This window comes from Cohnella silvisoli, from assembly GCF_021190915.1.
GTDB classification, from domain to species: Bacteria; Bacillota; Bacilli; order Paenibacillales; family Paenibacillaceae; genus Cohnella; species Cohnella silvisoli.
Genome location: NZ_JAIOAP010000003.1, coordinates 247,018 through 273,326, shown reverse-complemented (window position 1 = coordinate 273,326; position 26,309 = coordinate 247,018). Strand labels below are relative to the sequence as shown.

The following is a 26,309-nucleotide window of genomic DNA, read 5'->3' as shown; positions in this document are numbered from 1 at the left end:
CACTATATAATATATACTTTGATCAGGGAATGTTCAAGAGAAAAATAAAAAGAAGCGCGATTGCTCGCACCCCTTCGCCAAATCAGGCGACATCAAATTTACGGAATCCATTCCGCCGTGCTGTCCCGGATGATCAAGCTAGGCACGATTTCATCCTTCTTGAAGCCGGATGCTCCCCCGTTTTCCCAATCCAATAACAACTCGACAGCTCTTTTTCCAACCAAATACGTGTTCTGATTGACGGTAGTGAGTCCGGGATGGACAAAGCTGCTGACGAACAAGTCATCGTACCCAACGAGGCTGACGTCACCCGGAACATCCAGCCCTCTTCGTTCCGCGGCATGCAAAGCTCCTATCGCCTTGAAATCACTGCTCATGAATACTGCGGTCGGAGGCTCGTCCAGATCCATAAGCCGATCGAAACCTTGCGCCCCCGATTCGGAATCCTCCTTAACGCCTTCGATGACGACGACTAGAGACGGATCGAAGCCTACTTTGTACTGCGAGAGGGCAAGCTTGTAGCCTTGGAGACGAAGCGAAAATTCTTGGTTAATCTCCACAGGGGAATTCCCCGTCAGGACGATGCCTATGCGTCTGTGGCCGATGGACAGCAGATGCTGGGTCGCCAAGTAGCCGCCCGTCATATTATCCACAATGACATAAGGGATTTGAAGATGCGGGAAGTAGAAATGGGCGGTTACGAATCTGCGGTTTTCCTGCTTCCAGCCCGCGACGATGTCGGCCGATACGTATTCCGTTTCAATCGGAGTCGGCAACAGCACCCATCCGGAATGATCGGCATCCGGCGGCAAGCCCCCCTTCTTCTCAATGTCCCACATCTGGAAAGCGACCTGATTTTCCTCGCATTTCTCATGGAGACCGCGCAGTAAATCGCCGAAAAAGCCATGATTGAATAGCTCTATGGGGATGGTATGGTACACCAAATAAATCGTATGAATCTTTGATTCCTTAGCGTTTGCTCGGTCCATATAATCTTTGTTGATGAAGGAGCCTTTGCCCCTCACACGGTAGATCAGCCCTTCGCTGGCCAGTTCCGTCAACGCGCGACGAGACGTAATCTCGCTCGTTTGGTATAGTTTGGCGAGTTCGAGCTGAGAAGGGATCGGCTCTTCGCCGGATATTTCACCCTTCATGATTTTCTCTTTGAAATCATCCACGATATATTGGTACATAGGACGTTTATCGATTTTAATGACGATGATCGCTCCCCCCCGTTACACTCAAAGTATACTTTATGAACTCAACTTTTGCAAAGCTATCCCGTCGATTTTTGTTGAGATGATAGGAAAATAGTAGGGCTTCTCTAAAACATTCCTCCTAATGAACGCAAAAGTACGTGAACAAGGAGCCTATCTCCCCAATCCACGTACTCTGTCACCTTATAAATTCGTTGAAGCTAACTCCCGGGCTCATTCAAAACTACTTTAATGGCCGACACTTGACCTGGATACGAAGTAAGCACGAGACCGGTCGTCTATGCCTTCACCTCTTTGCCGATAAGCGAGGAATCAAAAATCGACGATATTTCTAGTCCATCCGCGAATACTTTGCCGTCCTCCGTTAGACCGACCCAATCCGCGACCGGATCGTCCGAATCCCCGTTTTTCTCCTTCTCGTTAATGACTAAAATCCGATTTTCCTCCGTGTCCACATCGGTAATCTTTCCCGTAACGTTGGGTTTTCCCGTGCAGCACTCCAAGACGGAAAGCTCTAAAGGGAACTCCTTGCCCGCAAGCTCGAATAGCGACTTCTTAAAAGCCCCGATATCCGCCTTCGATAATATGCGCTCGAAGTCTCCGAAACTGCGGATGACTATCTCAATCGAGTCTTTCCCGGCACCGGACGATTGGAGCGCAATGGACTGTCGGCGTCCGATTTCTTTCCAATGCTCGTTTATCGTTTGCTGAATCGCCTCTAATCCTTCTACCGGACTTGATGAAGGCATTGCATTCACTTTCGCCGATTCAACCGTTGGAATCGATTGCGTGTCACCGACGTTTTGGACGGAATTACAGCCAGTCAAGATGAGTACAGCGCATATTAAACACAACAAGCTTTTCATGAGTCCCTCCGCTAGTAGGGTTTATTTTATCTACTTAACGGAAATATCCACCAATATGTTGCAAAAATGTATTCCTTCACCCGATTGTATCATCCTACTTCCCCTGGACCGTATGACGAAGCAGAATCTCGTTATCTAGATTGAGATTGTTCGTCCATATGAATTTCCCTTTGCCGAACTCATCGCGGAAATTCGTATATTCGCTCTTGTTATCTACTCCGACGGCATCTTCCGAGTAAGTCCACGCGTTCGGCCAGGTCGAGTCATCGAAATCCACGGCAAACCAATTGTCCGGAATGGCGAAGTGGGCCGCATAACAATTTGCATCGCAAGCTGGAGGCTCGGAATAGTTCGAAGCGGCGCGCACCTCTTTCCCGTCTTTAATCTCAATGACGACATCCTCTTTGCTCATTAACGGTGCAATGTAATAATTTTGCGCTTTCCAGCTTTCATCCGTTACGGTTCCGTCGCTAAAAACGCCAACGAAACCTGCATCGCCGAAGTGGTACTTATTCCCGCGGTTATCCTCCGTACCGACACCCAGGTTTTCCTCCCAATCTACCGCTTTTATCGCGTAAGTCATTGGATATTTAGCCTTGAACCGCACGATTGAAGCGTTGAATGGCGTGAAGGGAACGGGGTCCTTAGCCACTGGCTTACCGTTCACGTATAACTCGAAATAATTGTCCGCAAAAATATAACCGGTGATGATCACGCCGTCCGAGTCGATCTCAACCACTGGAATGGAATACAAATCGACGTCCGCAATGTTTTTGTACTCAACTCCCGTACAGCGATTCGATAAATCCGAAGCATCGTTCAAAGACAAGTTCACATTCGAAGGCACGACCCACTTCGATCCGTCCTCCGATGTTATTTCCCCCAATGCGCTCACCCGTCCGCCTTTACAGCTTACAATTCCCGGATTCGTCACCTTCGCGAGACCTTTCGTGAATCTTACTCCTTGTAAATTACCCGTTGCGGAGGGGGGCGATTTCGAGGATGAATTCGATTGCGGGGACTTTGTCGATTGAGAACCCGTCGTCGCCGATTGCTCTTTCAGCGGGTCAATGTAATAGTACAAAACTCCAAGAACGATGATTCCGATTAACGCCGCCAACTTCAATTTCATCATTTTCTCCCCACTCCTAATCCCTAATGAGGTTAATTTATTCTAACAATAAGTCAAGAAGATGTCCGGAGCAGACATCTGCCTGACACACTGGCGATTTATATTGGTATAATTTAGAGGATTGGATACACTGAGCCTCTTACTTGGAGGATGGATCATGAAAACGATTCTGATCGTCGAAGATGAACCCGCGATTTCCCGCGTTTTAGCCGCATATATAAGGAAAGCCTCATTTCATTGCGTCATATGCGCAGATGGCCAAGAAGCTTTGGAACAGTTCAAAGTTGTTCAACCCGCGCTCGTTCTCCTCGACGTCATGCTGCCGACAATGAATGGCTGGGATGTATTAAGCGAAATTCGCCGTTTAAGCTCTTGTCCCGTTATTATGCTAACCGCCAAAAGCGATATTAGCGATCGCTTGCATGGGTTGAACGAAGGGGCTGATGATTATATTTCGAAGCCTTTCGAGCCTGAAGAAGTGATTGCCCGGATCCAAGCCGTGCTAAGAAGGCCAACGCAATCCTACGTCACCGAGGGATACAAGCATTCCGGAAGCATGAAAATCGACTTTAAATCGCGAGCCGTTTACCTAAACGGGGCAAGCTTGACGATTAATCCAAGGGATTTGGGCCTCTTCTTGTTCCTTGCGGAGCATCCGAATCAAATTTTCCATCGTGAGCAGTTAATCGAGAGAGTATGGGGAATCGACTATGAGGGCAGCGACCGTGCGGTAGATCTGGCAATCAAACGGCTGCGCAAAATACTGCTGCACTGGCCTCCCGAAGAAGGAGAAATCAGAACGCTGCGAGGAACGGGATACCAATTTTATGCCAGCCAAGGCGGTTGAACGGGAAACAGGGGGTTATTTACCATGAATAAATACTCGTTCCGGTTTCTTTGGATTGGCCAATCCTTCGCCAGCCTTGCCGACGTCCTGTACCTCGTCGCTTTGATCACCCTGCTGTACGCGGCAACCGGTTCGGCCACGTACACCGCGATGGTCGCTTTCCTGCGCTGCTTAGCCAATCTCATTAGCGGGTTTTTTGCTCCGTTGATCTTGGATCGGTTCCCGCTTCGCTCTCTGCTCGTTTACGCCCAATTCGGGCAAGCCACATTGCTGTTAGGTTTAGTCGTTCTCTACTTCGCGCAATATCCCGTATCCCCTCCCATCATACTCGGATTCGTGATCTTGATCTCCATTCTCGAAGCCTGGATTTCACCCGCCAAAAATGCCATCGTACCCAGACTCGTCGACGAAAATCAGCTTGTCAAAGCGAATGGTTTGCTCGCTACCGTTGATCAGGGAGTCCGGCTTGCCGGCTGGTCTTTGGGGGCGGCGGTATTCGTATGGCTTGGCGCGTTGCCCGTCTTGTGGCTGACCTTTGCTCTCTTCGCACTCTCCGCGGTTGCGATGACTCGCATACGGTTATCTGCTACGCTGCACCCTGAACAACCGGAACTCCAATCGACTTGGCACAAGCTGCGAGAGGGCTGGGTCATTCTATGGCGCTTGCCCGTGCTGCGAGTGATTTCCGCATTAGAGATCTTGGAAGGTCTCGCAGGCGGTATTTTCGCGGGAGCCGTCATGCTCGTCTACGTTAAGAATGTCCTCCACCGCGGCGAAGATTGGTGGGGATTCATAAACGCTAGCTTCCTTGTCGGCACGTTAGTCGGCGGACTTGGCGGTATCCTATTATCTAGGTTCGTTGATCGCTGGCTTGGCCATACGATCATGTTCGGCTCCCTGATCTTCTGCGTGCTAACGTTCAGCTTCGCCTGGATTCCGATTCCGTCAGCCGCTCTGATTCTCAACTTCCTTATGGGGCCAGCTTTCCAGCTGCGCGATATCGCCCAGCGTACCCTATGCCAGAAATGGATCGAGCCGGGCAAGCTGCCTCAGGTATTTTCGGCCAAAGGGACTTTGGCTTTCGCCACCTTCGGCATCTCATCCTTACTTATGGCAGGCTTAACCGACCTTCTCGGCGTTCAATATGCGCTCACCGTGTCCGCGACGTTATATGCCACATGCGCGATTATAGCGGTAGGGAATAAAGCTTTGCTGCTTGCGTCGTCTAAAGCATAGGTTGAGTTTCTAGATAATTATTGCTTAGGAGTAAGGTCAATCTTACAAATGAGCTAGGTAGGAAGCAGTCGGGAGTTTATACGAAAATGAAGGATGCGAGAAGGCAAAAAAAGGGGGGGGCTCTCTGTATTTGACTTTAAGAATTTTTAAAATTAATGGGTGCCTGTAGGCCTTAGCTCCACTTCATATCCCAACAGTTTCAATTGGTTCGTTAAACGCTCGGTCATTTTTTCGGTCGGGATTTGAAAAATAGACGGTTCGATGTGTTTATACTCAATTCGATCCTTTAGCATTGCGTAGGCGATTCTGAGTATGAGATGCGACGTGGCGACTGCGGCCTTTTGTTCGCCTCGACGTTTTCGTATTCGTCTAAAATATTCCCCGATACGACTATTGCTCTTGGCGTTGGCCCAGGCAGCTTGACATAGGATGCTTTTAGCGTGTTTGTTCCCATTACGTGATTTGGCATTTTTTTTTATTCCGGCACTCTCATTGTTGCCCGGACATACACCAACCCAGGATGCCAGCCTGGCATCAGATGGAAACTTCTCGGCAACATTTGGGCTAATTTCAGCCAGAAGCGTTATCGCGCCGATTTCTTCGATGCCAGGAATCGTGTCTAACAATCTCACCTCTTCGTGATAAGGCTCTACAAGTACCTGAATGTTCTCTTCAAGCCGCCCAATTTTTGCTTCGAGAAAGGTCAGGTGCTCCATGTGATACTGGATCATCTCGCGGTGATGTTTCAGCAGTTTACCGTTCAGCGCATCCATTAGTAGGGGGACTTTACCTTTAAGCCGGGCCTTCACCAGCGTGCGTACTTCCGCTTCCTCCAGCACCTCACCGTCGATTAGCCTGTTTAACAAAGCACGCCCGGATACGCCGAACAAATCGGTGATGAACGAAGTAAGCTTGATGTTGGCATCCTGAAGAATCTTATGAATCCGATTCTTCTCTGCGGTTGCATTTTGTACTAGTTTGCGGCGATAACGGGTCTTGTCCCGAAGCTCACGGACTTCTCTCTGAGGAACCATGCTCGGTTCAATCAGTCCACAGCGGTGGAGTTGTGCGATCCACTGTGCATCCCTGATATCGGTTTTGCGACCGGGCAAATTCTTGATATGCTGTGGATTGGCAAGCACTAGCTCACACGTAGACTCTAGGATGTTCCACACGGGTTTCCACAGTACGCCTGTGCTCTCCATCGCTACATCCCGGCATTCGTGTTCCTCCAACCAGTCCTGTAGTTCCAGCAATTCACGCGTTGTTGTGCCGAAAGACTGAATGATAGGAGTTGGTTTGCCCTCCAGGGGTCCTGTAAGAATACAGGCAACAACATTCTTCTGATGCACATCCAAGCCAGCACAAACTTTTCGAACCGCATCCATCTCAAACACCTTCTAACATAAAATTAGAACAGACCATGCAGCTAAATTTAGGAGAGTTTATACGCGTCTTTGGCAGACAATGGGCGGCTCTCGAAACTGCAATAAGACAGGTTACTCGACGGATTAACCAATACTCCACCGTCTTTTGCTCTGTTCTATTCTCTTTTTTCCCAGTTTGCGAGAAGAATAAAAGCATGCGTACGTGCCCATTTTCATTCATGGCGGTGACGGTAACGCGAAATAATCGATTAATTCCTCAGGAGAGGGCCCAATAGCGGGGAGTTAGACGAAAAAACCGAGTAATTCTGGTTCAGCAGGCCCAATAGCGGGGAGTTAGACGGAAAAACCGAGTAATTCTACCTCAGCAGGCCCAATAGCGGGGAGTTAGACGGAAAAACCGAGTAACTCTGGCTCAGTGGGTCGCACCAACCGCGCGTAACAAAGCCAGGCTTTTATGGCCGGTAGATTTATAGCTCTTAATTTAATGCCGGTGTTTGGTTTTCCGAACAAATAAAGAGACTTTCTCCCGGGTTAATCCCATAAGAGAAAGCCTCTTTTTTCTGCTAATCCGTATCCGGATCAAGCTTCAATTCAAGAGATTCATCCCGATCACATACGAGAAAACCATCTATTACATCTAACCGGGCTGCCTGAATGGAGGATCTTCGGGTTGCATATGATTGCTCTTGTTCGACTTGATCCAAAGCCCCCTTGCGACCCGGATGCGTGAAATAGAACACATAAGCATTGTCTCCCTGTACCACCACATCCGCATGTAATCCGATCGTTTCGTCGTCTTTCCTCGTACCCGGCCGATCAAGAATCATCCCGTTGCGCTCCCAGGATTCCAAATCATCGGAACGATAAACCCCCTGCCCTCTCCATTCGTCAACAATCATCCAGTAGGTGCCTTTGAAGCGAAAAACGTTAGGTCCCTCATGCCCACGACCTTCAATAACGGGTCCAACGACCCGCCATTCGTAGAGGTCGTCGCTGTCCGCCGCATAAGTAGCGGAACCATTCGCCTCATCCTTGTACCACATGCGAAATCGCCCATCCGGCAATGGGTAAACGCAAGCATCGATAACGCGATCAGAGCTGAGCTCAAGCTTCGAGACGAAAGTCCATTCCAGCAAATCGGGGCTCGTATAATGATAGATTTCACGCTTATGTCCCGGCCAATCATGAGGAGTGCCCTGGATGTAGCTGACGTACATGTGATAACGATCGCCGTGCCAGATGATTTCGGGAGCCCAGAATGTATTACGGCCCCATTCGAATTCCAGTCCGGTTAGCGTTCCCCGGTACACCCAATTAGCACCGCCATCTGAAGAAGAAGCGACACCCAAATCGGTCCCATGAACCCATGCGAAACGGGGTCCTTCCGCCGTCGCCCTGCGGTTCGTGTAAATCATCCACCACTCCGCGGCCTGCCGATTCCATATCAGCACGGGATCCGCAGCTCCGTCATAGATCGGATCTCGAAATAACGGTGCATTCATATTCGTTTCCTCCTAACCTTTAATAGCCCCGCCTACGATGCCTTTGACGATTTGTTTTTGCATGACAATAAAGAAAATAAAGATTGGAACGAGCGAGATGACCGTTAACGTCATGAACATCGGCCAATTCACCGAAAATTCGCCTTTGGCTTTATAAATTTGCAATACCAACGTCGCTTTGCTTTGAGAGTTAAGAAACAGCATCGGCGCCAGAAAGTCGTTCCAGATCCACATCGTTTGGTAAATAATGCTCGTTACCGTAATCGGTTTAAGCAGCGGCAATATGATGCGCCAGAAGATGCCCCATACGCTGCATCCATCGATCGTCGCCGCTTCGACCAGTTCCTTAGGAATCGTCTTCATGTATCCCATCATTAGGAAAAAGACGAATACGGCTCCGCCCATATATAAGATAACTAAACCGTAAATTTTATTGATCAAGCTTAAATCGGTCATCAGTTGAAACAACGGGATCAAAGTCGTCTGGAACGGAATCATAAAGCCCGCAAGCAGGTAAACAGTGAGGCCCCGATTCAGCTTGTTGCTATTAAATACAACCGGGTAAGCAGCCATCGCGCCGATCAATACCATAAGGATAACCGACGAGATCGTTATTGTCGCGCTGTTCCCCATACTGCGAAGCAACGGAGTCTCCCGAATAACATGGGCATAGTTGGAGAAAATCCATTCCTTGGGCAGGCTCATCGGACTCGAGGCCGTCTCCTTCAAGCTCTTGAACGTATTAATGATAATTAAATAAAACGGAAAAAAAACAACGATTCCAACGGGAAGCATCAGCACGTCGAGTATCCAAATCCGTTTCGGAGCGCTGGTCATCGGTTACGCTCCTCCCTCTTCTGCATGAAGGTTACTTGGAAATACGCGATTAACAAAACGATTAAGAAGAATACGATAGACATGGCCGAGGCGAGTCCGTACTGAGTTTCGGAAATCCCCCGGAGCACGATGACCTGCGTAATCGTATGCGTCTCGAATCCAGGTCCGCCTCGCGTTAAGGCGAACGGAATTTCAAATACTTTCAGTCCGCCGGTCAGCAGAAGCATGACGCTAATCGTCATCGCAGGCGCTAACAAAGGGATCGTGATATGACGGATCTGCTGCCATCGGTTTGCTCCATCAATTGCCGCCGCTTCATAATAATCCTTCGGAATCGATTGCAGGAACGCAAGATACAGTACCGCATGCCATCCCGTCGATGCCCAGGCGGCTACGACGATCGTAGACAATTTAGCCAATAAGGGATCGGAAAGCCATGGCTGTGGTCCAAGATTAAACAATTCCTTCAATACTTTATTGAATACGCCCGAGGAAATAGGAGCCAGAATGAATCCCCAAATATAAGCAAGAAGCAAACCGCTTGGAATGGATGGGAAGAAGAAGATCGCCCGGTGCAGCTTGCTCGTATAAAATCTCTGGTCAAGTATCAAAGCAAGCGGTATGGCAAGCGCAGTAATCAGCATGGTGCTAAAAAATGCGAATATAAGCGTATAGGACATACCCGATACGATGGCATCGTCGCTGAAAATGAGATCATAATTTTTAAGTCCGACAAAGTCGTAAGCCTTCGTATACCCATCGAAATTCGTAAAGCTCAGCACGAATGACTTAATGAGCGGATAAATACTAAATAACGTGTAGACGATCAGGATCGGAAGTATGAATATCTGAAACTGCAGTTGGCGCATTAGCCTGACCACATGGACCTCCTTCCGGTTAAGGGAGGGTAGAGGGTTATCCCTCGCCCTCCGTTATCCTACTTTTATTTATTTTCCATTTCCTTGAATTTCTTGTCGAGAGCTTGCGTCACTTCTTCCGGCTTTACCTTGCCTACCGCCAAATCCTGCATCGAAACGACGAATTGGCTTCTTAGAGCTTCCTGATGTCTCGGCCATGAGACCATCGGCAAATAGACTTTACCGGCCATCAGCCCGTTCTTATAGGCATTCATCATCGCCGGATGAACTTTGCCTTCGTACCCATTCGCCGTGATCAACGCCCCCGTACCCGTCTCGAAATCTTTCAAGCCTTCCGGCGAAGCCAAAAATTGCAGGAAGAGCAGGGCTTCATCTTTGTATTTTGTTTTGGCATTAACGGCAAATCCAACCCCCGGAGCTCCCGCAAAGTAGTTGCCGCCCGACGGATCCGGTCCGGGAACAGGCATCATATCGAATTTCAAATCCGGGTTCGTCTGTTCCAACGTATTGATGTTCCAAGGTCCGCCCGGGAACATAGCTACATTACCAAGCGCGAATTCATTCACGATCTGATCGCCCGAAAGTCCAATCATGTCCGGCGTAAGGATTTTATTGTCGATTAGATCCTTTTTCCAGATCTTGAATACTTCCGTCCACGTGTTGGAGAAGGTCGTCTCTCCAGCGAATATCTTGGCATCGATATCCTTGTCCTTAGATAGCTGCAGGTTGGCGAATAAAGAGTTGTGAATCGTCGTGACATCCTGCATGTTGTCGTAGAGAGGGATAATTCCGGCTGCCTTCAGCTTTAAGCAATCCTGAATAAATTCATCCCAAGTGTTCGGAATTTCGGCGATGCCCGCTTTCTCGAATAATTCCTTGTTGTAGAATAAGCCTCCGGCCCATCCGGTTTGCGTAAAAGCATACGTTTTGCCGTTCTTGCTCAGCATCGGTTTATTTCCGTCTACCATCGCGGACATGAACGGTTGATCGGTTATATCCAGAGCATAACCCCCGTCAATAACTTCATTGCGGTTTTCCGCAGCTATGATGAAGATATCGGTTGCGGAATCGGATAACAGCATCGTTTGCAGTTTGGCGATATAATCCTTAACCGGAGGTGCGGTCTGAAAGTCGAATGAGATGTTCGGATATTTCTTAGTGAACGCTTCCATTACGGGCGTCATTTCTTTTTCGTTGTTCCATGATAGAATACTCAGCTTTACTTTTTTATCGGAGCTCTCTTTAGAGCCCTCTGTGTTGTTAACGCTTCCAGAAGATTCCGCATTATTTCCGCCTCTGCAGGCCGTAAGCACCATCGACAAGCACAACAGCAAAGCGCTGCCAAACCAAAGAAACTTCTTCATCTCGTTTGTTCCCCCTGTTTTTTGTTTTGTAAGCCCTTTCAAAGTTGATTATAATCTCTGTTCGGAGGAGCATGAATTCATTTTGTTGCGTGAAAACTTGTCAATCGTTGCGTATTTCATCTTTTTGAATTTTATCCTTCGTCGTGCGGTAGTCTTTAGGCGAAATCCCATAGTGCTTTTTGAAGGCCCGGCTGAAATGACTTTCGTCCGCGTAACCCGTTCGTTCCGCGATCTTGCTATTTTTCCAATTCGTTTCCTTGAGGAATGAAGCAGCCTGTTCCATACGGATCCGGGTAACGCAGTGCCAATAGTTCTCATCGAACTCTTGCTTAAACTCCCGGCTCAGCCGATATTTATCGATGCCGAACTGATCCGCCACGGTCTGCAAAGATAAATCCGCTTCGCAATGAGCGTCGATATAACTCTTGATTCGACGGATCACCTCGACCGACTTGTTCGGACTTCCAGCAGAAAATAGGAAAACATCAACCTGGTCATTCATATAACGCTGCAAATCGTCGAATAACCGGTATGAGCTTCTCAGTTCAAGAACCGATGGGGCTCTTTGGGGCTATACCGGTATCGGCATGAAGGAAAATGAATAATAAACGATGGCAAACTCCATAGACAAAATCCGGATCCGCCCTCTTCATCCGCAGCTGATCAAGCAATTCGTTCATGCTGCTTCCTATGGATTCGGGACTATACCCGCCTCTTACTTTCTGTTCGAAAGTTTTTTCCAATTCATGAATGGCCCATAGATGGCTATTCTCCGCAAAAGAAGGTTCACTGTATTCCAATACGGCTTCAGGCAAATAAAAAGAGAGCTTGGAGGAGTTGATGCTTTCGGCCATTCGCCTCGGGAGAGCATCCAATTGAGTTTCTATTCGGCTTATTCCCATTGATACCGCCCACTCCGGCCGAAGCGCTCTCCAGGCACCAACCTTATTTTCGCACCAATCCCGCCACTCCTCATGCAACATCTCTACTGTCATTCCTAGCAGAAAAACATACTCCCCGTTACTCTCTCGCAGCAAGAATGAGTAAGGAATCCTATTATCACTTCCCCATGCTAGAAGCTCCGACGTCAAACCCGCAGGTAAATTTCCGCTAATTGTCGATACCGCATAACTTACGATTCCATACGTCGCGAAAGCTCCCCTTAACACGCCTAAACAACTCTCTGAAAAATCATTCGTATGCCCTGCTTTTTCGAGCTCCCGCACCACTGCCGATTGCAAATCGGATCTGATTTCCCGAATGAGTTCACGAATCGTCTCGATAAGCAATTGACCGTCCACAGGCTTTAACAGATAGTGGGCGACGCTAAGCCGCAACGCATCTCGGGCATATTCGAATTCGTCGAAAGCACTCAAGATGACGGTTTTCGGTTTTTTGGGGAGTGTCTGAATGTTCCTTAGCGCATCGATTCCATTTAACTCAGGCATCCGAATATCGATAATCAGCAAATCAGGCAAGAAGTCCCTAGCAATATCCGCAGCTTCTTTACCGTTATAGGCATGTATGACATTCGTAATCCCCAATAACTGCCAATCTATTATTTTATCCAAATAAGTATGCAAAGACATTTGATCATCCGCTATGAGCAGCTTCATGTATTCCATCCTTTCCTCTCATCACATCGCATTAAGACTGCCTAGGCAACAATACATATACTCTCGTTCCTATTCCGGCATGGCTTCTGATTCGAATTCCGTATTCATCGCCGTATTTCAGTTTTATTCTTTGATCCACATTGCAGAGCCCGATATTATCGAGTGGAATGTCCGTCAGGCGCAATTGGCTAATCAGCCATTCCCGTCTTTCCTTGCTCATACCTACCCCATTATCGACGATCGAAATAAGAATCCCTTTTTTGACGGTCAGAATATGGATCCTAATGCGAGCGAATTTCGGATTTTCTTCAAAACCGTGAACAATGGCATTTTCGACTATCGGCTGAAGCATTAGTTTAATCGTTTTGGATCGCAGCACTTCCGGATCGGGAACGACATACTCAATATCAATGCGGCCGGCAAACTTCTTGTTTACGATAAAAAGATAATCCTTAACGTTCTGCAGTTCGCGTCCAAGCTCAACCGTTTCCTTGGAGCCCTTCATGGAATAGCGAAGCAAGCTGCTTAATGACAGCAACAAATGATTGGAATCTTCGGCGTTCCCGCAAACGATTTCCGTCTGAACCAATTGAAGCGTGTTAAACAGAAAGTGCGGATGGATCTGCGACTGCAGCGTCTTTAGCTGTATTTCCTGCAGGGCGATTTGCGAAACATAGTTTTGTTTAACCAACTGCTCGATTCGCCCAACCAGTTCTTTGAATCTATCGCCTATCAGATTCAGTTCGCGGTATTTATAGTTTTTGGGAACCACGTATAAGCTTTTGTCTCCCATATTATCGATGGTTATCAACAGTCGGCTGAAGGGTCTGGAAATACGGAGGGTGATGATAACCGACAAAAGAGTGTTTAGAATGAGACACAAATATAAAATACTTCTCAAGTTAGCCCTCAGTGAGTCCGATTGTCCGCGGATTTCCGCCATCGGAATCGTTGAAACGAGCCTTAAGCCCTGAACCGCCGTCGGATGGAAAATAACGAGCCGTTCTCTGCCCTCTATATTGGATACAAAGCTGCCCGAGTCTTTCTCGAATATTCGTTGGATTCCCTCAAAATTCATTTTGTAGCCAATGCTTGTTTTGTCCTGATGAACAACGACCGTTCCGTCCTCGTCAATCATGAAAATATTTTCGTCATTCTGATCCGATGTAAGTTCAAACAAACCGTTTATTTTGCTCAGATCCAAATTCGCGACAACCGCACCGATTGTGTGCTGGTTGAAATCTTTAACAGGCAAGGCGATAGAAAACGTGAATTGGTTGTATTTGGATACATTAGTACGGATGTAGTAATCCTGTTTATGAAGATTTAAGGTAATAAAACCTTTGTTCGGGTTAGCGGATACTGCTTTCTTGAACCAGAGTTGCTCAACAAAGGGATAATCCCACAAAAGCGTTTTGCGGCCGTCCAGATTATTCAGATAACCGTTGTAGCCTAAAATCAAGACGTCGCTTATTAAAGATTGGAAAGAAGTCACTCCCGCAGCAAGAACGCCAATATTGCGTTCATGTTGGATTCGTTCCTCTACGCTGACTTTATTATCAGGCGTCATAAGCGCAACAACGGAATAATTCCCCGCAAACTGAACGAGGGGTCTTTTGGCTTCCTCAAGGCTAAAATTAAATCCGCGTGCCGCCTGTTCCATTACTTTGTAGCTTGAGTCCGTAATCTCCTTCGTCATCGTGTCCGTCGAATCCCGGATCGACACGATACCAAGGAGGAACAGTAGCAACAGATTGATACCCAGGTAGGAAAACAGCATATTTCGAATAATGGATCTTTTCCAGAGCTGACGAAACATGTACTTCGCTACCATATTCGACTCCCCCCGTCCATTTAACTTTAACAAATGACGAGACACAAGTGATACTTATAATTCTGAAGAAGAATGAATAAATGGAAAACTCCCGTTAATTAGATTGAATTGGCGATGTTTTTCCGAATTTAATGGATAACTCCTTGTGCTTCCTCTCGTTTTAGCCCATACCCACCGATTACCTTCATAATAACGGGACAAATCCAATTACTTTCCCATCGTGACGTTCAACCAATAGCGTTATGGTAGAACGTTATTCCGGTATAAAAGGGCGTTCTTGCGATGTCTCTTTAGCCGATTTAAAGCGGATAATCCGCTCTAATCCTACCCACAGTGCCTCTTCGGCCGATTTAAAGCGGATAATCCGCTCTATTCCTACCCACGGAGCCTCTTTAGCCGATTTAAAGCGGATAATCCGCTCTATTCAACTGTAGATGCTTCAATTATGGACTTGACCAGCCAGAACCGTTATCCATGACAAACTGCGAAACTTCTTGCGCTTTCTTGCGCTTTCTTGCGCTTTCTTGCGCTTTCTTGCGCTTTCTTGCGCTTTCTTGCGCTTTCTTCCGAATTTCCCCGAACTTCTTCGAAGCATCTTTGGACGATACAAGTTGATCAACGTTTAAGCTAGGCTTCGCCATTGTACTCCCAATCGCAAAAAATAAAGGAAACCTCGTTTCCTTTATTGACACCCTGTGGATTTATAGCTCATATAAGCTTATAATTTCTTCAAATCACTAGGAACGGGGAGAATGAGGATGAAGGTTGTTATTCTGGGAGGCACGGGGAATATCAGCACGAGTATTGTCAGGCTGCTGCTGAAGCAAGGGCACGAAGTTACTTGTTACAACAGAGGTAACCACGCCGAGGCTTTGAAGGAAACACGGATCATTATCGGTGATCGTAAGGATAGGGAAACGTTCGAGAAGACGATGCGCAAAGAGAAGTTTGACGTAGCCATAGACATGATCAGCTTTACGAAGGAAGATGCGGCCAGCAGTATTGCGGCCTTTCCGGAGATCGGGCAGTTCATCCAATGCTCGACGGTCTGTACTTATGGAGTCGATTATGACTGGCTCCCCGTATCCGAGGATCATCCTTTAAGGCCCATTACGGATTATGGAAGAGGCAAAGCGGATGCGGATCATCTGTTGCTGGAAGCCTATCACAGGGAAGGGTTTCCCGTTACGATCATCAAGCCTTCGACAACTTACGGACCGAAAGGGGGTTTGCTCCGTCAAGTTGCCTGGGATTTCTCCTGGATAGATCGTATCCGCAGGGGAAAACCGATAATCGTCTGCTGGGACGGAAAAGCGCTTCATTCATTCCTTCATGTAGATGATGCCGCCAAAGGTTTCGCAGGCGTCATCGGCAAACAGCGCTGCATCGGCCAGACGTATAACCTCGTCAATCGCGGTTTTACCACTTGGGAGAACTACCATCGTACCGCCATGAAGGTATTGGGCAGGGAAGTGGAGCTTGTTGGCATCTCCTTGCAAACGCTGCTCTCTCTCGACAAGGAAAGATTCAGTATTTGCAGCGAAATCTTTGCACACAACGACTATTACAGCTCGGACAAAATTTTTCGCGACGTTCCGGAATTCGTTCCCGCCGTTTCTCTGGATGATGGCATGCGCCAAGTGATTGAATACATGGATCAACAAGGACATATCCCCGACTCCAGCCTCGAAACGTGGGAGGATGCGATTATTCAAGCCCACCGCGAAGCCTTCGGATCCTAGTAGCGGGGGATCGTTATCCGATAAGCTTTCGGAGAGATTCCCTCGAATTTGTGAAACGTCCGGCTGAAATGGGAGATGCTGTCGAAGCCGAGCAAGTCGGCGATTTCGGTCAGCGTATAGTTGGTTGCCCTCATCAGTTTTTTGGCATGGTTGATCCGCAGCCTTTGAATGTATTCAACCGGACTGAAGCCCGTTAATTCGCCGAATCTGGACGTAAAATAATTGGGACTCAAATTGATGGATTTGGCCAACTGGGGAACGGTAAGCTTGTGGGCGAAAAACTGGTGGATATGCTCGACCGTTTGGGCAATATAGGGGTCCGAAATTCCGATCGAATGACGGTTTTCTTTTTCTTGATACTCGTTCCGGTACAGCAAGGTCAACAATAACTGCATGTTGGCCCGGGAAGCAAGCAAGTAGCCCGGTTCCTCCAGCATGAACTCCTCGGTCACAGCGACAAATACCTTGCGGATCATTTGGGGATTCTGGACAACGTTCAGAACCGGCAGATCGACTTGCGCCCGGCGATAATTTGCTGCCCCCGTAAGCCGCTCCTGTTCTCTCTCGAAATCGGCATAGCCATGAGCTTCTTCCCGTACATCCGAAATATTGACGTTATAGTGCACCCATACATACTTGGCCATTTTATCGACCCGCAACCGATGAAGACAATGAGGCGGCAAATTGACGAGCATGTCCTTCTCTACCTTGTATTTCCCGTCTTTCAGAATGACTTCTACCTGTCCTTCAATAACCATCATCATCCAGTGATAGGGAATGGCCCGAAAATAGGAGCGCTGCGTCTCATCGTATTCCAAACAAGGTTCGTGTTTGCTTGCCTGGGTCGGACAAGCCCATTTGTGATCCCGCACTTCCCAACCTACGTGGTGAATGATCGGAATCATCATACTCAACTTGTCGATGAGTTCACTCTTCATATGCACAGGTTCTGACATCCGCTTAACCCCCATCATGTTGTCAGCCGACAAAACCGCCGGGCTGGAATCCTCCCATCGCCCGACGGTTCACTGCGTCTACTTCATTGATTATGTCTTGAAGATTTCCAAATTGTCAAAGTTAGCGTAGGACCATGCGCTGCCCGCTTCGCCGTACAAATGGATTTCGAGCGACGTATTCGCACCGCCCAGCGTGACGTTCACCGAGATCGGAACCCAGGTGCTGCTCGTCGTCGTTGCAGATACGTCCGCCCCGCCGTAATTTTTCACTTCTAGCTTGGCATTTCTTCCCGAAGCTTGCGCCCAAACCGTAATTTTGTAGGTTGCGCCTGCCTGAAGCCCCGAGATTGTCCGGTACAATCGACCTGCCGTACCGACCGCATCGAATACGGTGGCGTAGTTCTGGGAACCATTCACGGCAGCAACGCCAGTAATATTACGGGTTCCCGTAAAAAGAATCGTTGGGTCGCCATTGCTAGCCCACTTCGACCAGTTCACGACCTCGCTTTCGAAATCCGCATTGGGAACCGTTGCGAGATTCGTAATATCGCGATCGGCATGCAATTCGGGGATTTGAAGAAAATAAGTCGAGCTCCCGTCCGTCCTTAGCTTGGTCGCCTCGAATTTCACGTACCTTCCCGCTTTGGGCGTACCGAGCGTGAAAACTTGCTCAGTCGTGCCGGCTGGGTTATTCGTTACGGATACGACGGCCGTTCCCCAGCTGCTTTGATTATCGCTGACGTACACATTGAAATCTTTCGGGACGGCCAACCCGTCGCTGCGGGGAGTGAATATGATCTTGGTGATTTTATCGCTTTTTCCCGTATCGAGGACGACCGATTCCGTATAATTCTCGCCCGGGTGACCCGCGCTGACCCACATGGACCCGGAATGATTGTCCATGATGTTGGAGACGGGGAAGTTCGCGGTGTCGAAATGGCTGCTTGCACTTGCACCGAACCGAAGCACCCGATCATCGATATTCGTTCTGGCGAAATCGCTGCCCGCGATCATAATGTTATCCAATTCCACGACTCCGGTACCGTTAAAATTCAATTTAACGAGCGCCAGTCTCTTACCCGAAGTATTCCACCCCGTACTTCCCGACATATCCAATACGTATTCCCGATACACGGTGTCGCTCGGCACGATTTTGAAGTCTTTATATCGATAGCAGCCGGCATTGTTGTCCCCGCAATAACTGTCATCCATTAAAGCATAGTGCACTCTCAGCGTATTTGCCGAAGACTTGTTTTTCATTCTTACGATTACTTTATCTTTAGCCGATAGATCCAGACTGATGGGACCGTATGTTCTGCCGTTGGAGATTAGGTTGTCCGTTCCCGTTAAATCGAATATCGCCCGACCGGCCCCTACGCTTGTCGGTGTCACTCCGTTTTGCCAAAACCACTTTTGGTGATTGATACCATTGAAGTCCCAATTCAAGTTTTTCCTCGTCGTGAAGGAATACGGGCCGTTGGAAGCCACGACGTCTCCCTGACTGTTCACGGCCTTGACCGTCCAGTAATAGGTTTTATCGGGCTCCAGAACCATGCCGTAGTTCCAAGTGTTAAATGAAGTCTGAATTGCCCGGTACGAGGTTGCATGAATGGAAGTTACGATCGGGGTGGAAATTCCCGAATCGTACTGACTAAGCGACGAGCTTTCGGAAACCGTGAGAATGTAATTGTTGGCATTCGACGATGACTGCCAATTAAACGTAACGTTCTGTGGATCCAGCGCAAGCGAACCATTGGAGGGAGAGCTCAATTGGAAGGAGCCCGGCGACGAAACGGAGTCGGGAGTCCCGGACATCGTTACCCGCGCCAAATCCCAACTGTTGGGATCGGTTGTGCCCCAGTTAGCCGTCTGCGCTCCGAATCCGATAAACCGGCTGCCCGACGCTTCATGCAAATTTCCGGAAACGTCCCTGTACCATCCCGGATTGTGATTTTTATAATACCCCGTAAGGGACTGGCCGATATGACCGATATAGGACCAGTCATTGTTGTACAATGAGCTTCCGTTTGTCCGGAAAACGTGCATCTCTCTGTCCGACCGCTCTACCCCGTCGATATTATCGGCTTCCTGATTTTTGGTCGTCAAATACCATTTGTTTTCAGTGGAGGAGTAGGCCAGATCGCCGGTCGTATCCAATCCGGAGAAGGGCAACCTGTACGGATTGCTGAAAGCTACCCCGTCCGTAGACGTACGCACGATCGTTGCGCTGTTTTTTCTGTGATCGTAGTACGCTAAAGTGACGTTCGATCCGCCGGTGCTATAGGCGGACATCATGCCCACGCCGTAATCGTAATTAGAGTCCGGGTTGGTCAAAATGGGATTGCCGGCATACTTCGTCCAAGTCACTCCGTCGTTGGAGAAGGCAACTCCGATTTTCGTGCTGGTAATGCCAACGTTCACTTCGGCTGCCGCCCCGTAGTACATCGCATAAGTGTAGCCGGAACTTCCGACCGTCCAGTTTCCCTTAATGACCGAAGGGTCGCATGTATGGGTTGTCTCCCACGCGGCCGTCGGAGACAGGACGATTTGCGGTGTGGAGAAGGAACCGCTGCCTACTTTCGAAGAATAGAAAATGCTGTCGCCGCCGTTCAGCCCTCGGCCGCACCACCAAATTTTGGTCGTCGTCCCGTCAACGATCACGGAAGGAGCGTAATCATAGGAGAAACCCGAACCGTCATCCCTTGCGATAATAATTCCGTCCGACGTAAAAGTGTATGATGCAAATGCGCTCTGTCCTGCCAGCAGGACGAGCAGGAATGTCAAAAATATAAACCTCATTGCAAGCCTAGTGCTCATGAACCGACACCTCCGCATAAAATGTAAACGCCTTCATTTACAATACTAAGCGGATTATTGTACGGTTGATTTACCATATCCTTTGATTTCTTTTCACTATTCTCAGCTCTTTTCCGATAGAACGTCTTCCGAACACGCTTGTCTCGCTTGTCAGGATAGACTATATTGTGTGGTAACAGGATGATTGAAGGAGCGTGACCGCCATGTACCGAGTACTAATTGCCGAAGATGAGATTCTGGTCCGGGTCGGGCTGCGCAATTCGATCGATTGGGCAAAGCTGGGGATGGAAGTCATCGCCGCGGTGGCGGACGGCGCGGAAGCATGGGACGTCTACGTGAAAGAAAAACCGGACATCATCATCACGGATATAAAGATGCCCATTATGGACGGGATGAAGCTGATTCAGCAAATTCGGGAGAAGGACGAGCATACCAAAATCGTCATCTTGACTGCCCTTGAAGAATTCGATCTGGTTCGCCAAGCGATTTCCCTCGGAGTAACCGATTATATGCTTAAGCTAACGATGACGCCGGATCAAATGGAGAATGTGCTGCTCAAAGTGAAAGAAAAGATGGTTGAGCAGCAAAGACGTACTTCGGCCATTCCTCCCTTGAATGAACAAGTATGGCTGGAAAATCTGATCAAAGACTTCATGTTCCGCCAATTATACAGCACTCCGGAGTTTACCGAGCTTCTGAAACAGACGAATAAACAGCTGCCGGATCAGAAGCTGCTTATGATGGTCGTTGATGTGGATCATTTCCACGTGCTCCAGAAGCGCTTCAACGATGAGAACGGCGATTTGATCAAGTCCTCGTTGCTTAATGTGCTAAATGAAGTTCTGATGATGTACAACCGAGGACTTGTCATTCATATAGAACCTTGGCGTTATATGCTCCTGCTGAGTATGCACGATCTCCACAGCGAATTAAAAATTCAGCAGCTCATCGCAGAGATGGCCGGGCACATTCAGAAAGTAATGAACACCTTTTTCAATGTTACCGTCACATTCGGAGTCAGCCCCATGCGCAACGGATTTCAGCATATTCCAAAGCAATATGCGGAATGCTTGGAAGCACTGGCTTACAAATTCGTGCTAGGCGGAGACCGGCTGATCCACAAGGCGGAAGTTCGGATAGATGCGGTAAATGACCTTGTGGAGTCAAAGTTGGATAAGCTGACGAAACATAGCGCTCTCTTCGGCGATGAAAAATTTCAGAAACAATGGGATTCCAAAATAAAGGCGTACCTGCAGCGCGACAATCCGCATGACCGGAATGCATTAAACGCGCTGATGACCCAGCTTCTGCAGCTGCCAGTAGTGTATTTCGCGCTGACGGGATCTGAAGCCGATCAAATCGCATTTGCGGCCCACGAGAAGCTGGCAAGCAGCGAATCGCTGGAAGAAGCGGTCTCCGCTATAATCGATGCGATGGATCGGTTGGCCAGTCGGATCAAGTCCCGCCAAACATTCAGCAAGGCGGTTGCCGACGCCATCGAGATCATTCACCTCCATTACAATGAGGAGCTTTCCAGTTCCGACCTTGCCGCGCAGGTGTCTATGAGCACGAATTATTTCGGGACGTTATTTAGAAAAGAAACCGGCCTAAGCGTCGTCGATTATACGAACAGCTATAGAATCGCCAAATCTATGGAACTTATGAACACGACGATGATGAAAACTTACGAAATCGCCCATCTGGTCGGCTTCTCCGATCACAGCTACTTCAGCCGGGTATTCCGAAAGGAAACTGGGCTGAACCCGACGGAATACCGCAAACGCCGTGACTCCGTTCTGGCGCAAGGAAACAGGCCATGAGCGCCCTATCCTCTCTCCGACGCAAATTCGGTGCGCTCATGCTGCGGACGCAGCTGCTGCTGACCTTCTTGTTGTCCAGTCTGCTCATTCTTGGGCTCGGTTCTGTTTTCCTGTATGTGAATTTGCTGGAAATTCTCCAACATCGGAATGAGGAATCGACTGTCCGGAGCTTCCGGCAGGTGGAACGCAATCTGCTGGATTTCCAGACGAAGACGGACAGCCTTTCGAAATCGTATTTTCTAAATTCAGACTTCGAAACTTTCCTGAACGACACCGAGAAAAACGAATATCGCCGCATCCAATTGGTTCGCTCCATCATGCAGACAATGGCGGCGGACGTGAGAAATTATCCGTTCCTGCACTCGATCTTCATTATTACCAAGGATGGCAAAACCATCGGGGTAACGTCGTCAACGAGCTACGCTTCGCTGCAGCCGACGCCCCGCCCCTTCCAACAATCCCCGATGAATCTGGAAGCCGTGGAGCGTTATCCGCGTCTCGTCTGGGCAGGGGGAGGACGATCCGGTCCGTTTGAAACAAGCGTGGCGGAAAGAAAGCAGCCCGGCGCGGACGTGCCGATCATATCCGCCGCGCGCGCAGTGAAAACCTTCTATCAGTCCGTTCCAGGCGGGACATTGGTTTTCAACCTGCTGGAGTCTTCCGTTTACGACACATTCGGGGATTTAACGGACGATCCGGACACCCGCATGGTGCTGCTCGATGCGAATGGGACCATTATTTCCTCCAACGACAAGGCAGGCTTGGGGCAGCGCCGTTCCGATTTGGATCAAATGACTGGCCAATACGGCAGCTTTATTACCAATATGGACGATCAGAAACGGCAGTTCATTTATTACCGATTATCGGAAACGGGCTGGCTGCTCGGCATGGAAATGCCGCTATCCGTGTTTATGTCCGATATCTATACTCTGCGTTGGACGCTAATGGTTGTGTTATTGATCAGCCTCATTATTGGCGGCGCGTTTTCGTTCTGGTGGACGAGAAAGCTGACCGGGCCTATCTACACGCTGCTTGCCGGGATGAGAAATTTGAAGCAAGGACATCTCGGTACACAGATCGCGCACAGACCTTCGAACGAACTCGGCATCGTCGTGGAAGAATTTAACCGGATGTCGCATAGCATCAGCGAACTCGTCGAGGAGAACAACCGGATCGAACGCGGCAAGAAGCTTGCCGAAATCAAGGTGCTGCAATCCCAGATCAACCCTCATTTCCTGTTTAATACGCTAAATACGATTAAATGGATGGCTATCTCCATCCGCGCCACGAACATTATGGAAACGATCACTTCACTGGGAAACTTGATCCGCCCGATATACAAGAGCACCGTCCCGATCGTGCCCTTGCGGGAAGAGCTCGATTATGTCCAAGATTATTTGAAAATCATGAATACCCGCTACGGTGACGGGATACATTTAATCGTGAATATCGAGGAAGCCCTTCTCGACATTACGGTTCCGCGGCTTATCGTTCAGCCTCTCATCGAGAACGCGCTGCTGCATGGCTTGGAGCCGACCCGTTTTCGGGGAGAAATCCGGATCGAAGGCGCCCGCACCGATGGCGATATGCTGCTGCATGTCCGCGACAACGGCTGCGGAATCCCCGAGGACAAGCTAACGGCGCTTCGCCTTAAGCTGGAAGACCCGGAAGAGCGAGACAATGTTGGCCTATCCAACGTTCACCAGCGACTGCAATTGCATTATGGATTGCGTTACGGTATCGAGATCCAAAGCGGACAAGCAGGAACTTGCGTAACGCTTCGGCTGCCTGCAGTCCCAAAATCGTAGAATAGTACCAGGAATAAGATCGTCCTGACCGCGCACGTTGCGGCTACTGGGACAAAACAACGGGGACCGCGGTGAACCCGTTGTTTTTTGCATTTCAGAGGGTTGCCCGGGGCGCTACAATAATCATGTCTTATCAATCAGAGTTCTGCACAGAAAGGGGTTCGTTCATAAGATGAGCAGAAAAATCGTCTTGTTGTCCTTGTTAGCTGCCTTCGTAACCGGTCTGATCGGCTGCAGCTCCGGTACTTCAAACAATGGCAGTTCCGAGAGCGCAAGCGCAACGAATGCGGAAAAGAACATTACCCTGACCGTCACATCCTATCTGAACAGCGAAGAGCGCATCAAGATGATGGATCAGACGATCGCCATTTTCAACAAGAAACACCCGAATGTCACGATCCAGCACAGCGCCGATGGCGGCAATTACGAACAAAGCCTGAAGCTGGCATTTTCCTCCGGCGAAGGTCAGGATATCGTGTATGTGGACGATGCCAAGCAGCAGATGCTGCAAAAGAACAACTACCTGATGGATATTACGGAAGATGTAAAAAGTCGGGGCTGGCTGGATAAGCAAGTGTCCGGAGCCATCGAATACAACAACTTAAGAACGCCTGACACCTACTACAGCGTGCCGTTCCTGATGGCGCCTGTCGTCGTGTTTTACAACAAAAAAATGTTCGAGGAACTGAATCTCACGCCGCCGACTTCCGTCGAACAATATAACGCCATTCTGGAAAAGGTTAAGACAGCAGGCAAAATTCCGATGGAAAATGCGGGCCTGAACAATTTCAACCTTATGTGGAGCGTATTCTCCCTGCTGTATGGGCAAGTGGACATGAAGAACGTCAACGACTTCTATTATTTGAAGGGCGTCAGCAAGCCGCTGGAGGATGCGATGGTCTCCTCCCTCACTACCGTGAACGATTGGGTTAACAAAGGCTACTACCGGAAAGATATGTCCTCGATCGATTACAATGCGATTCCGACTTTGTTCGCCAAAGGAGAAACCGCAATGGTCGTGGACGGTGACTGGAACCTGCCTGCTTACAAGGATTTGGACTTCCCTGTCGGCGTATTCGCCTTCCCGGTTACGGACAGCAAGCTGCCGAACACCATCGTCAATTCGACGGACGGCGCCTGGGCGCTTAACGCGAAACTGACACCGGAGAAGAAAGAAGCGGCGCTCGACTTCATCGATATCTTCATGGATCCCGAAGTGGTGAAAATCTGGTCCGAAGGCGGTCTTACTTCCAGCATTACAGTGGACTCTTCGACCTTTAACTTGCCGCCGCTTAAGCAGGAGCTGAACGAGGCCATCAGCAAGACGAACATCGGTTTCTATTTGGATGGCTCGCTGCCGGGCTTCACCGACGTTGTCGTGAAAGAGACGCAAAAAATGATGCTCAAGGAATCCACTCCGCAAGAGTGCTGGGACGCCATAAAAACCGAGTACGAGAAGCTGAAAGCTCAAGCCCAGGCCAAATAACGAAATAACGAGCAGCCGTATGAATTAATGGGGCGGCTGCTCGTTTCCAATGCGAGGTGAATCAACCTTTGAAACCGCTTATAAGATCAACCTTGCGCAAGTCTACGGTCGCTTATCTTTTTCTGCTGCCCGCCTTTTTCTTCTACCTTTATTTTGTCGGCTGGCCGGCTTTGCAAACGTTCTATACGAGCTTAACCGAATGGGACGGAATCGGCCCCAAAACTTTCGTCGGCTTCCAAAATTACATCGATCTGTTCTCCGTAGAGCCGACGTTCTGGATCGCGCTCCGAAATACGCTGCTGTGGGTGCTTGCTTCCGCTACTCTCCCGGTATGGCTCGGCCTTGTCGTATCCAGCATGCTTGTCCGCGGCAAAGCCCGGTTCGGCAAAGGGTTCCAGCTGATTTTCTTCCTCCCGCAGGTTATCTCGATGGTCATCGCGGCGGTTATCTGGAAATGGATCTACGACCCGACATTCGGTCCGTTAAATGTCATCCTGCGTTCAATAGGGCTGGATGCATGGGCAACGGGATGGCTCGGAGATCCCAAAATCGTCATGTTCGCTTTGTTCATCATTTATCTGTGGCAAACGTACGGATTTTGCGTCATCATCTTCACCGCGGCTATTCAGGGGGTCGATCCCCATCTGTACGAAGCGGCGAAAATGGATGGCTGCGGATCCGCGGGACAATTCCGCTACATTACGATTCCGGGTATTCATCAGGCGATCACAAGCGTGGTGGTACTTATGACGGTTGGCTCGTTCAGCATTTTCGATCTGGTCATGACGACGACAAACGGCGGTCCGGGCTACAGCTCCTACGTCATTTCGTATTACGTCTATTACCAGGGCTTTATACAAAACCGGGTAGGCTTCGGTGCGGCGGCTTCGATCATTCTGACCGTATTCGTGCTCGTCGTCACGCGCCTGATCATCTATGTCAGGGAAAGGGACAGGTGATCGG

21 protein-coding genes are annotated in these 26,309 nt (G+C 48.9%); 7 read left to right on the top strand and 14 right to left on the bottom strand.

Features of this window, described 5'->3' with window-relative positions; all coding sequences use genetic code 11:
- Positions 1-98: 98 nt before the first annotated feature.
- From K7P76_RS07930 to K7P76_RS07920, 3 genes are all read right to left on the bottom strand, one after another.
- The gene (locus K7P76_RS07930) at positions 99-1,193 is read right to left on the bottom strand and encodes a substrate-binding domain-containing protein (RefSeq protein WP_232184708.1); all 1,095 of its coding nucleotides are present in this window, start codon (positions 1,191-1,193) and stop codon (positions 99-101) included.
- 302 nt (positions 1,194-1,495) lie between these two features.
- Positions 1,496-2,083, bottom strand: coding sequence for a hypothetical protein (locus tag K7P76_RS07925; protein ID WP_232184707.1), 588 nt, complete (start codon positions 2,081-2,083; stop codon positions 1,496-1,498).
- Between the two features lie 94 nt (positions 2,084-2,177).
- On the bottom strand, positions 2,178-3,218 hold the full coding sequence (locus K7P76_RS07920; protein ID WP_232184706.1) for a hypothetical protein: 1,041 nt from the start codon (positions 3,216-3,218) through the stop codon (positions 2,178-2,180).
- 154 nt (positions 3,219-3,372) lie between these two features.
- Between K7P76_RS07920 and K7P76_RS07915 the strand changes: the two genes are divergently transcribed.
- Positions 3,373-4,062: a response regulator transcription factor gene (locus K7P76_RS07915; protein ID WP_232184704.1), complete on the top strand. Its 690-nt coding sequence runs from the start codon at positions 3,373-3,375 to the stop codon at positions 4,060-4,062.
- A 24-nt stretch (positions 4,063-4,086) separates the two neighbouring features.
- Complete coding sequence (locus tag K7P76_RS07910; protein ID WP_232184703.1) at positions 4,087-5,298, top strand: MFS transporter; 1,212 nt, start codon at positions 4,087-4,089, stop codon at positions 5,296-5,298.
- Positions 5,299-5,450: 152 nt separating this feature from the next.
- Here the strand turns inward: K7P76_RS07910 and K7P76_RS07905 are convergent, their stop codons facing one another.
- The 9 genes from K7P76_RS07905 to K7P76_RS07865 form a co-directional block, all read right to left on the bottom strand.
- Positions 5,451-6,686 carry an IS110 family RNA-guided transposase gene (locus K7P76_RS07905; protein WP_232184702.1) on the bottom strand — a complete coding sequence of 412 codons (1,236 nt, stop codon included), beginning with the start codon at positions 6,684-6,686 and terminating at the stop codon, positions 5,451-5,453.
- A gap of 563 nt (positions 6,687-7,249) precedes the next feature.
- A complete protein-coding gene (locus tag K7P76_RS07900) occupies positions 7,250-8,188 on the bottom strand; it encodes a glycoside hydrolase family protein (protein WP_232184701.1) in 939 nt (312 codons plus the stop codon).
- Between the two features lie 12 nt (positions 8,189-8,200).
- The gene (locus tag K7P76_RS07895) at positions 8,201-9,025 is read right to left on the bottom strand and encodes a carbohydrate ABC transporter permease (protein ID WP_232184700.1); all 825 of its coding nucleotides are present in this window, start codon (positions 9,023-9,025) and stop codon (positions 8,201-8,203) included.
- Positions 9,022-9,906 carry a carbohydrate ABC transporter permease gene (locus K7P76_RS07890; protein WP_232184699.1) on the bottom strand — a complete coding sequence of 295 codons (885 nt, stop codon included), beginning with the start codon at positions 9,904-9,906 and terminating at the stop codon, positions 9,022-9,024. Before K7P76_RS07890 ends, K7P76_RS07895 begins: the two co-directional genes overlap by 4 nt.
- 62 nt (positions 9,907-9,968) lie before the next feature.
- The gene (locus K7P76_RS07885) at positions 9,969-11,267 is read right to left on the bottom strand and encodes an ABC transporter substrate-binding protein (protein ID WP_232184698.1); all 1,299 of its coding nucleotides are present in this window, start codon (positions 11,265-11,267) and stop codon (positions 9,969-9,971) included.
- 100 nt (positions 11,268-11,367) lie between these two features.
- Positions 11,368-11,769 (bottom strand): helix-turn-helix domain-containing protein, encoded by a 402-nt coding sequence (locus K7P76_RS07880; RefSeq protein ID WP_232184697.1) that lies wholly within the window; start codon positions 11,767-11,769, stop codon positions 11,368-11,370.
- A gap of 43 nt (positions 11,770-11,812) precedes the next feature.
- Positions 11,813-12,883, bottom strand: coding sequence for a response regulator (locus tag K7P76_RS07875; RefSeq protein ID WP_232184696.1), 1,071 nt, complete (start codon positions 12,881-12,883; stop codon positions 11,813-11,815).
- 31 nt (positions 12,884-12,914) lie between these two features.
- Positions 12,915-14,717 (bottom strand): cache domain-containing sensor histidine kinase, encoded by a 1,803-nt coding sequence (locus K7P76_RS07870; protein WP_232184695.1) that lies wholly within the window; start codon positions 14,715-14,717, stop codon positions 12,915-12,917.
- Positions 14,718-15,160: 443 nt separating this feature from the next.
- Positions 15,161-15,358 (bottom strand): hypothetical protein, encoded by a 198-nt coding sequence (locus K7P76_RS07865; protein ID WP_232184694.1) that lies wholly within the window; start codon positions 15,356-15,358, stop codon positions 15,161-15,163.
- A 117-nt stretch (positions 15,359-15,475) separates the two neighbouring features.
- On the opposite strand from K7P76_RS07865, the gene K7P76_RS07860 reads away from it, so the two are divergent.
- Complete coding sequence (locus K7P76_RS07860) at positions 15,476-16,459, top strand: NAD-dependent epimerase/dehydratase family protein (RefSeq protein WP_232184693.1); 984 nt, start codon at positions 15,476-15,478, stop codon at positions 16,457-16,459.
- Here the strand turns inward: K7P76_RS07860 and K7P76_RS07855 are convergent.
- Positions 16,456-17,415 (bottom strand): helix-turn-helix transcriptional regulator, encoded by a 960-nt coding sequence (locus K7P76_RS07855; RefSeq protein ID WP_232184691.1) that lies wholly within the window; start codon positions 17,413-17,415, stop codon positions 16,456-16,458. The genes K7P76_RS07860 and K7P76_RS07855 overlap by 4 nt on opposite strands.
- Before the next feature lie 90 nt (positions 17,416-17,505).
- Positions 17,506-20,232 (bottom strand): discoidin domain-containing protein, encoded by a 2,727-nt coding sequence (locus K7P76_RS07850; protein WP_232184689.1) that lies wholly within the window; start codon positions 20,230-20,232, stop codon positions 17,506-17,508.
- Between the two features lie 203 nt (positions 20,233-20,435).
- Here K7P76_RS07850 and K7P76_RS07845 point away from each other — a divergent pair, with 203 nt between their 5' ends.
- The 4 genes from K7P76_RS07845 (at position 20,436) to K7P76_RS07830 (ending at position 26,305) form a co-directional block, all read left to right on the top strand.
- A complete protein-coding gene (locus K7P76_RS07845; protein WP_232184687.1) occupies positions 20,436-22,052 on the top strand; it encodes a response regulator in 1,617 nt (538 codons plus the stop codon).
- Entirely contained in the window at positions 22,049-23,860 is a 1,812-nt protein-coding gene (locus tag K7P76_RS07840; protein ID WP_232184686.1) for a cache domain-containing sensor histidine kinase, read from the top strand. The genes K7P76_RS07845 and K7P76_RS07840 overlap by 4 nt, the downstream gene beginning before the upstream one ends.
- Before the next feature lie 172 nt (positions 23,861-24,032).
- Positions 24,033-25,346 (top strand): ABC transporter substrate-binding protein, encoded by a 1,314-nt coding sequence (locus K7P76_RS07835; protein ID WP_232184685.1) that lies wholly within the window; start codon positions 24,033-24,035, stop codon positions 25,344-25,346.
- Between the two features lie 68 nt (positions 25,347-25,414).
- Complete coding sequence (locus K7P76_RS07830; RefSeq protein WP_232184684.1) at positions 25,415-26,305, top strand: carbohydrate ABC transporter permease; 891 nt, start codon at positions 25,415-25,417, stop codon at positions 26,303-26,305.
- The last annotated feature ends 4 nt before the right edge of the window (positions 26,306-26,309 follow it).

Excerpts from the sequence above, each read along its gene's own strand:
- K7P76_RS07930 (WP_232184708.1), bottom strand. The coding sequence starts at position 1,193 with ATGTACCAATATATCGTGGATGATTTCAAAGAGAAAATCATGAAGGGT.
- K7P76_RS07925 (WP_232184707.1), bottom strand. The coding sequence starts at position 2,083 with ATGAAAAGCTTGTTGTGTTTAATATGCGCTGTACTCATCTTGACTGGC.
- K7P76_RS07920 (WP_232184706.1), bottom strand. The coding sequence starts at position 3,218 with ATGATGAAATTGAAGTTGGCGGCGTTAATCGGAATCATCGTTCTTGGA.
- K7P76_RS07915 (WP_232184704.1), top strand. The coding sequence starts at position 3,373 with ATGAAAACGATTCTGATCGTCGAAGATGAACCCGCGATTTCCCGCGTT.
- K7P76_RS07910 (WP_232184703.1), top strand. The coding sequence starts at position 4,087 with ATGAATAAATACTCGTTCCGGTTTCTTTGGATTGGCCAATCCTTCGCC.
- K7P76_RS07905 (WP_232184702.1), bottom strand. The coding sequence starts at position 6,686 with ATGGATGCGGTTCGAAAAGTTTGTGCTGGCTTGGATGTGCATCAGAAG.
- K7P76_RS07900 (WP_232184701.1), bottom strand. The coding sequence starts at position 8,188 with ATGAATGCACCGTTATTTCGAGATCCGATCTATGACGGAGCTGCGGAT.
- K7P76_RS07895 (WP_232184700.1), bottom strand. The coding sequence starts at position 9,025 with ATGACCAGCGCTCCGAAACGGATTTGGATACTCGACGTGCTGATGCTT.
- K7P76_RS07885 (WP_232184698.1), bottom strand. The coding sequence starts at position 11,267 with ATGAAGAAGTTTCTTTGGTTTGGCAGCGCTTTGCTGTTGTGCTTGTCG.
- K7P76_RS07880 (WP_232184697.1), bottom strand. The coding sequence starts at position 11,769 with ATGAATGACCAGGTTGATGTTTTCCTATTTTCTGCTGGAAGTCCGAAC.
- K7P76_RS07875 (WP_232184696.1), bottom strand. The coding sequence starts at position 12,883 with ATGAAGCTGCTCATAGCGGATGATCAAATGTCTTTGCATACTTATTTG.
- K7P76_RS07870 (WP_232184695.1), bottom strand. The coding sequence starts at position 14,717 with ATGGTAGCGAAGTACATGTTTCGTCAGCTCTGGAAAAGATCCATTATT.
- K7P76_RS07865 (WP_232184694.1), bottom strand. The coding sequence starts at position 15,358 with ATGGCGAAGCCTAGCTTAAACGTTGATCAACTTGTATCGTCCAAAGAT.
- K7P76_RS07860 (WP_232184693.1), top strand. The coding sequence starts at position 15,476 with ATGAAGGTTGTTATTCTGGGAGGCACGGGGAATATCAGCACGAGTATT.
- K7P76_RS07855 (WP_232184691.1), bottom strand. The coding sequence starts at position 17,415 with ATGTCAGAACCTGTGCATATGAAGAGTGAACTCATCGACAAGTTGAGT.
- K7P76_RS07850 (WP_232184689.1), bottom strand. The coding sequence starts at position 20,232 with ATGAGCACTAGGCTTGCAATGAGGTTTATATTTTTGACATTCCTGCTC.
- K7P76_RS07845 (WP_232184687.1), top strand. The coding sequence starts at position 20,436 with ATGTACCGAGTACTAATTGCCGAAGATGAGATTCTGGTCCGGGTCGGG.
- K7P76_RS07840 (WP_232184686.1), top strand. The coding sequence starts at position 22,049 with ATGAGCGCCCTATCCTCTCTCCGACGCAAATTCGGTGCGCTCATGCTG.
- K7P76_RS07835 (WP_232184685.1), top strand. The coding sequence starts at position 24,033 with ATGAGCAGAAAAATCGTCTTGTTGTCCTTGTTAGCTGCCTTCGTAACC.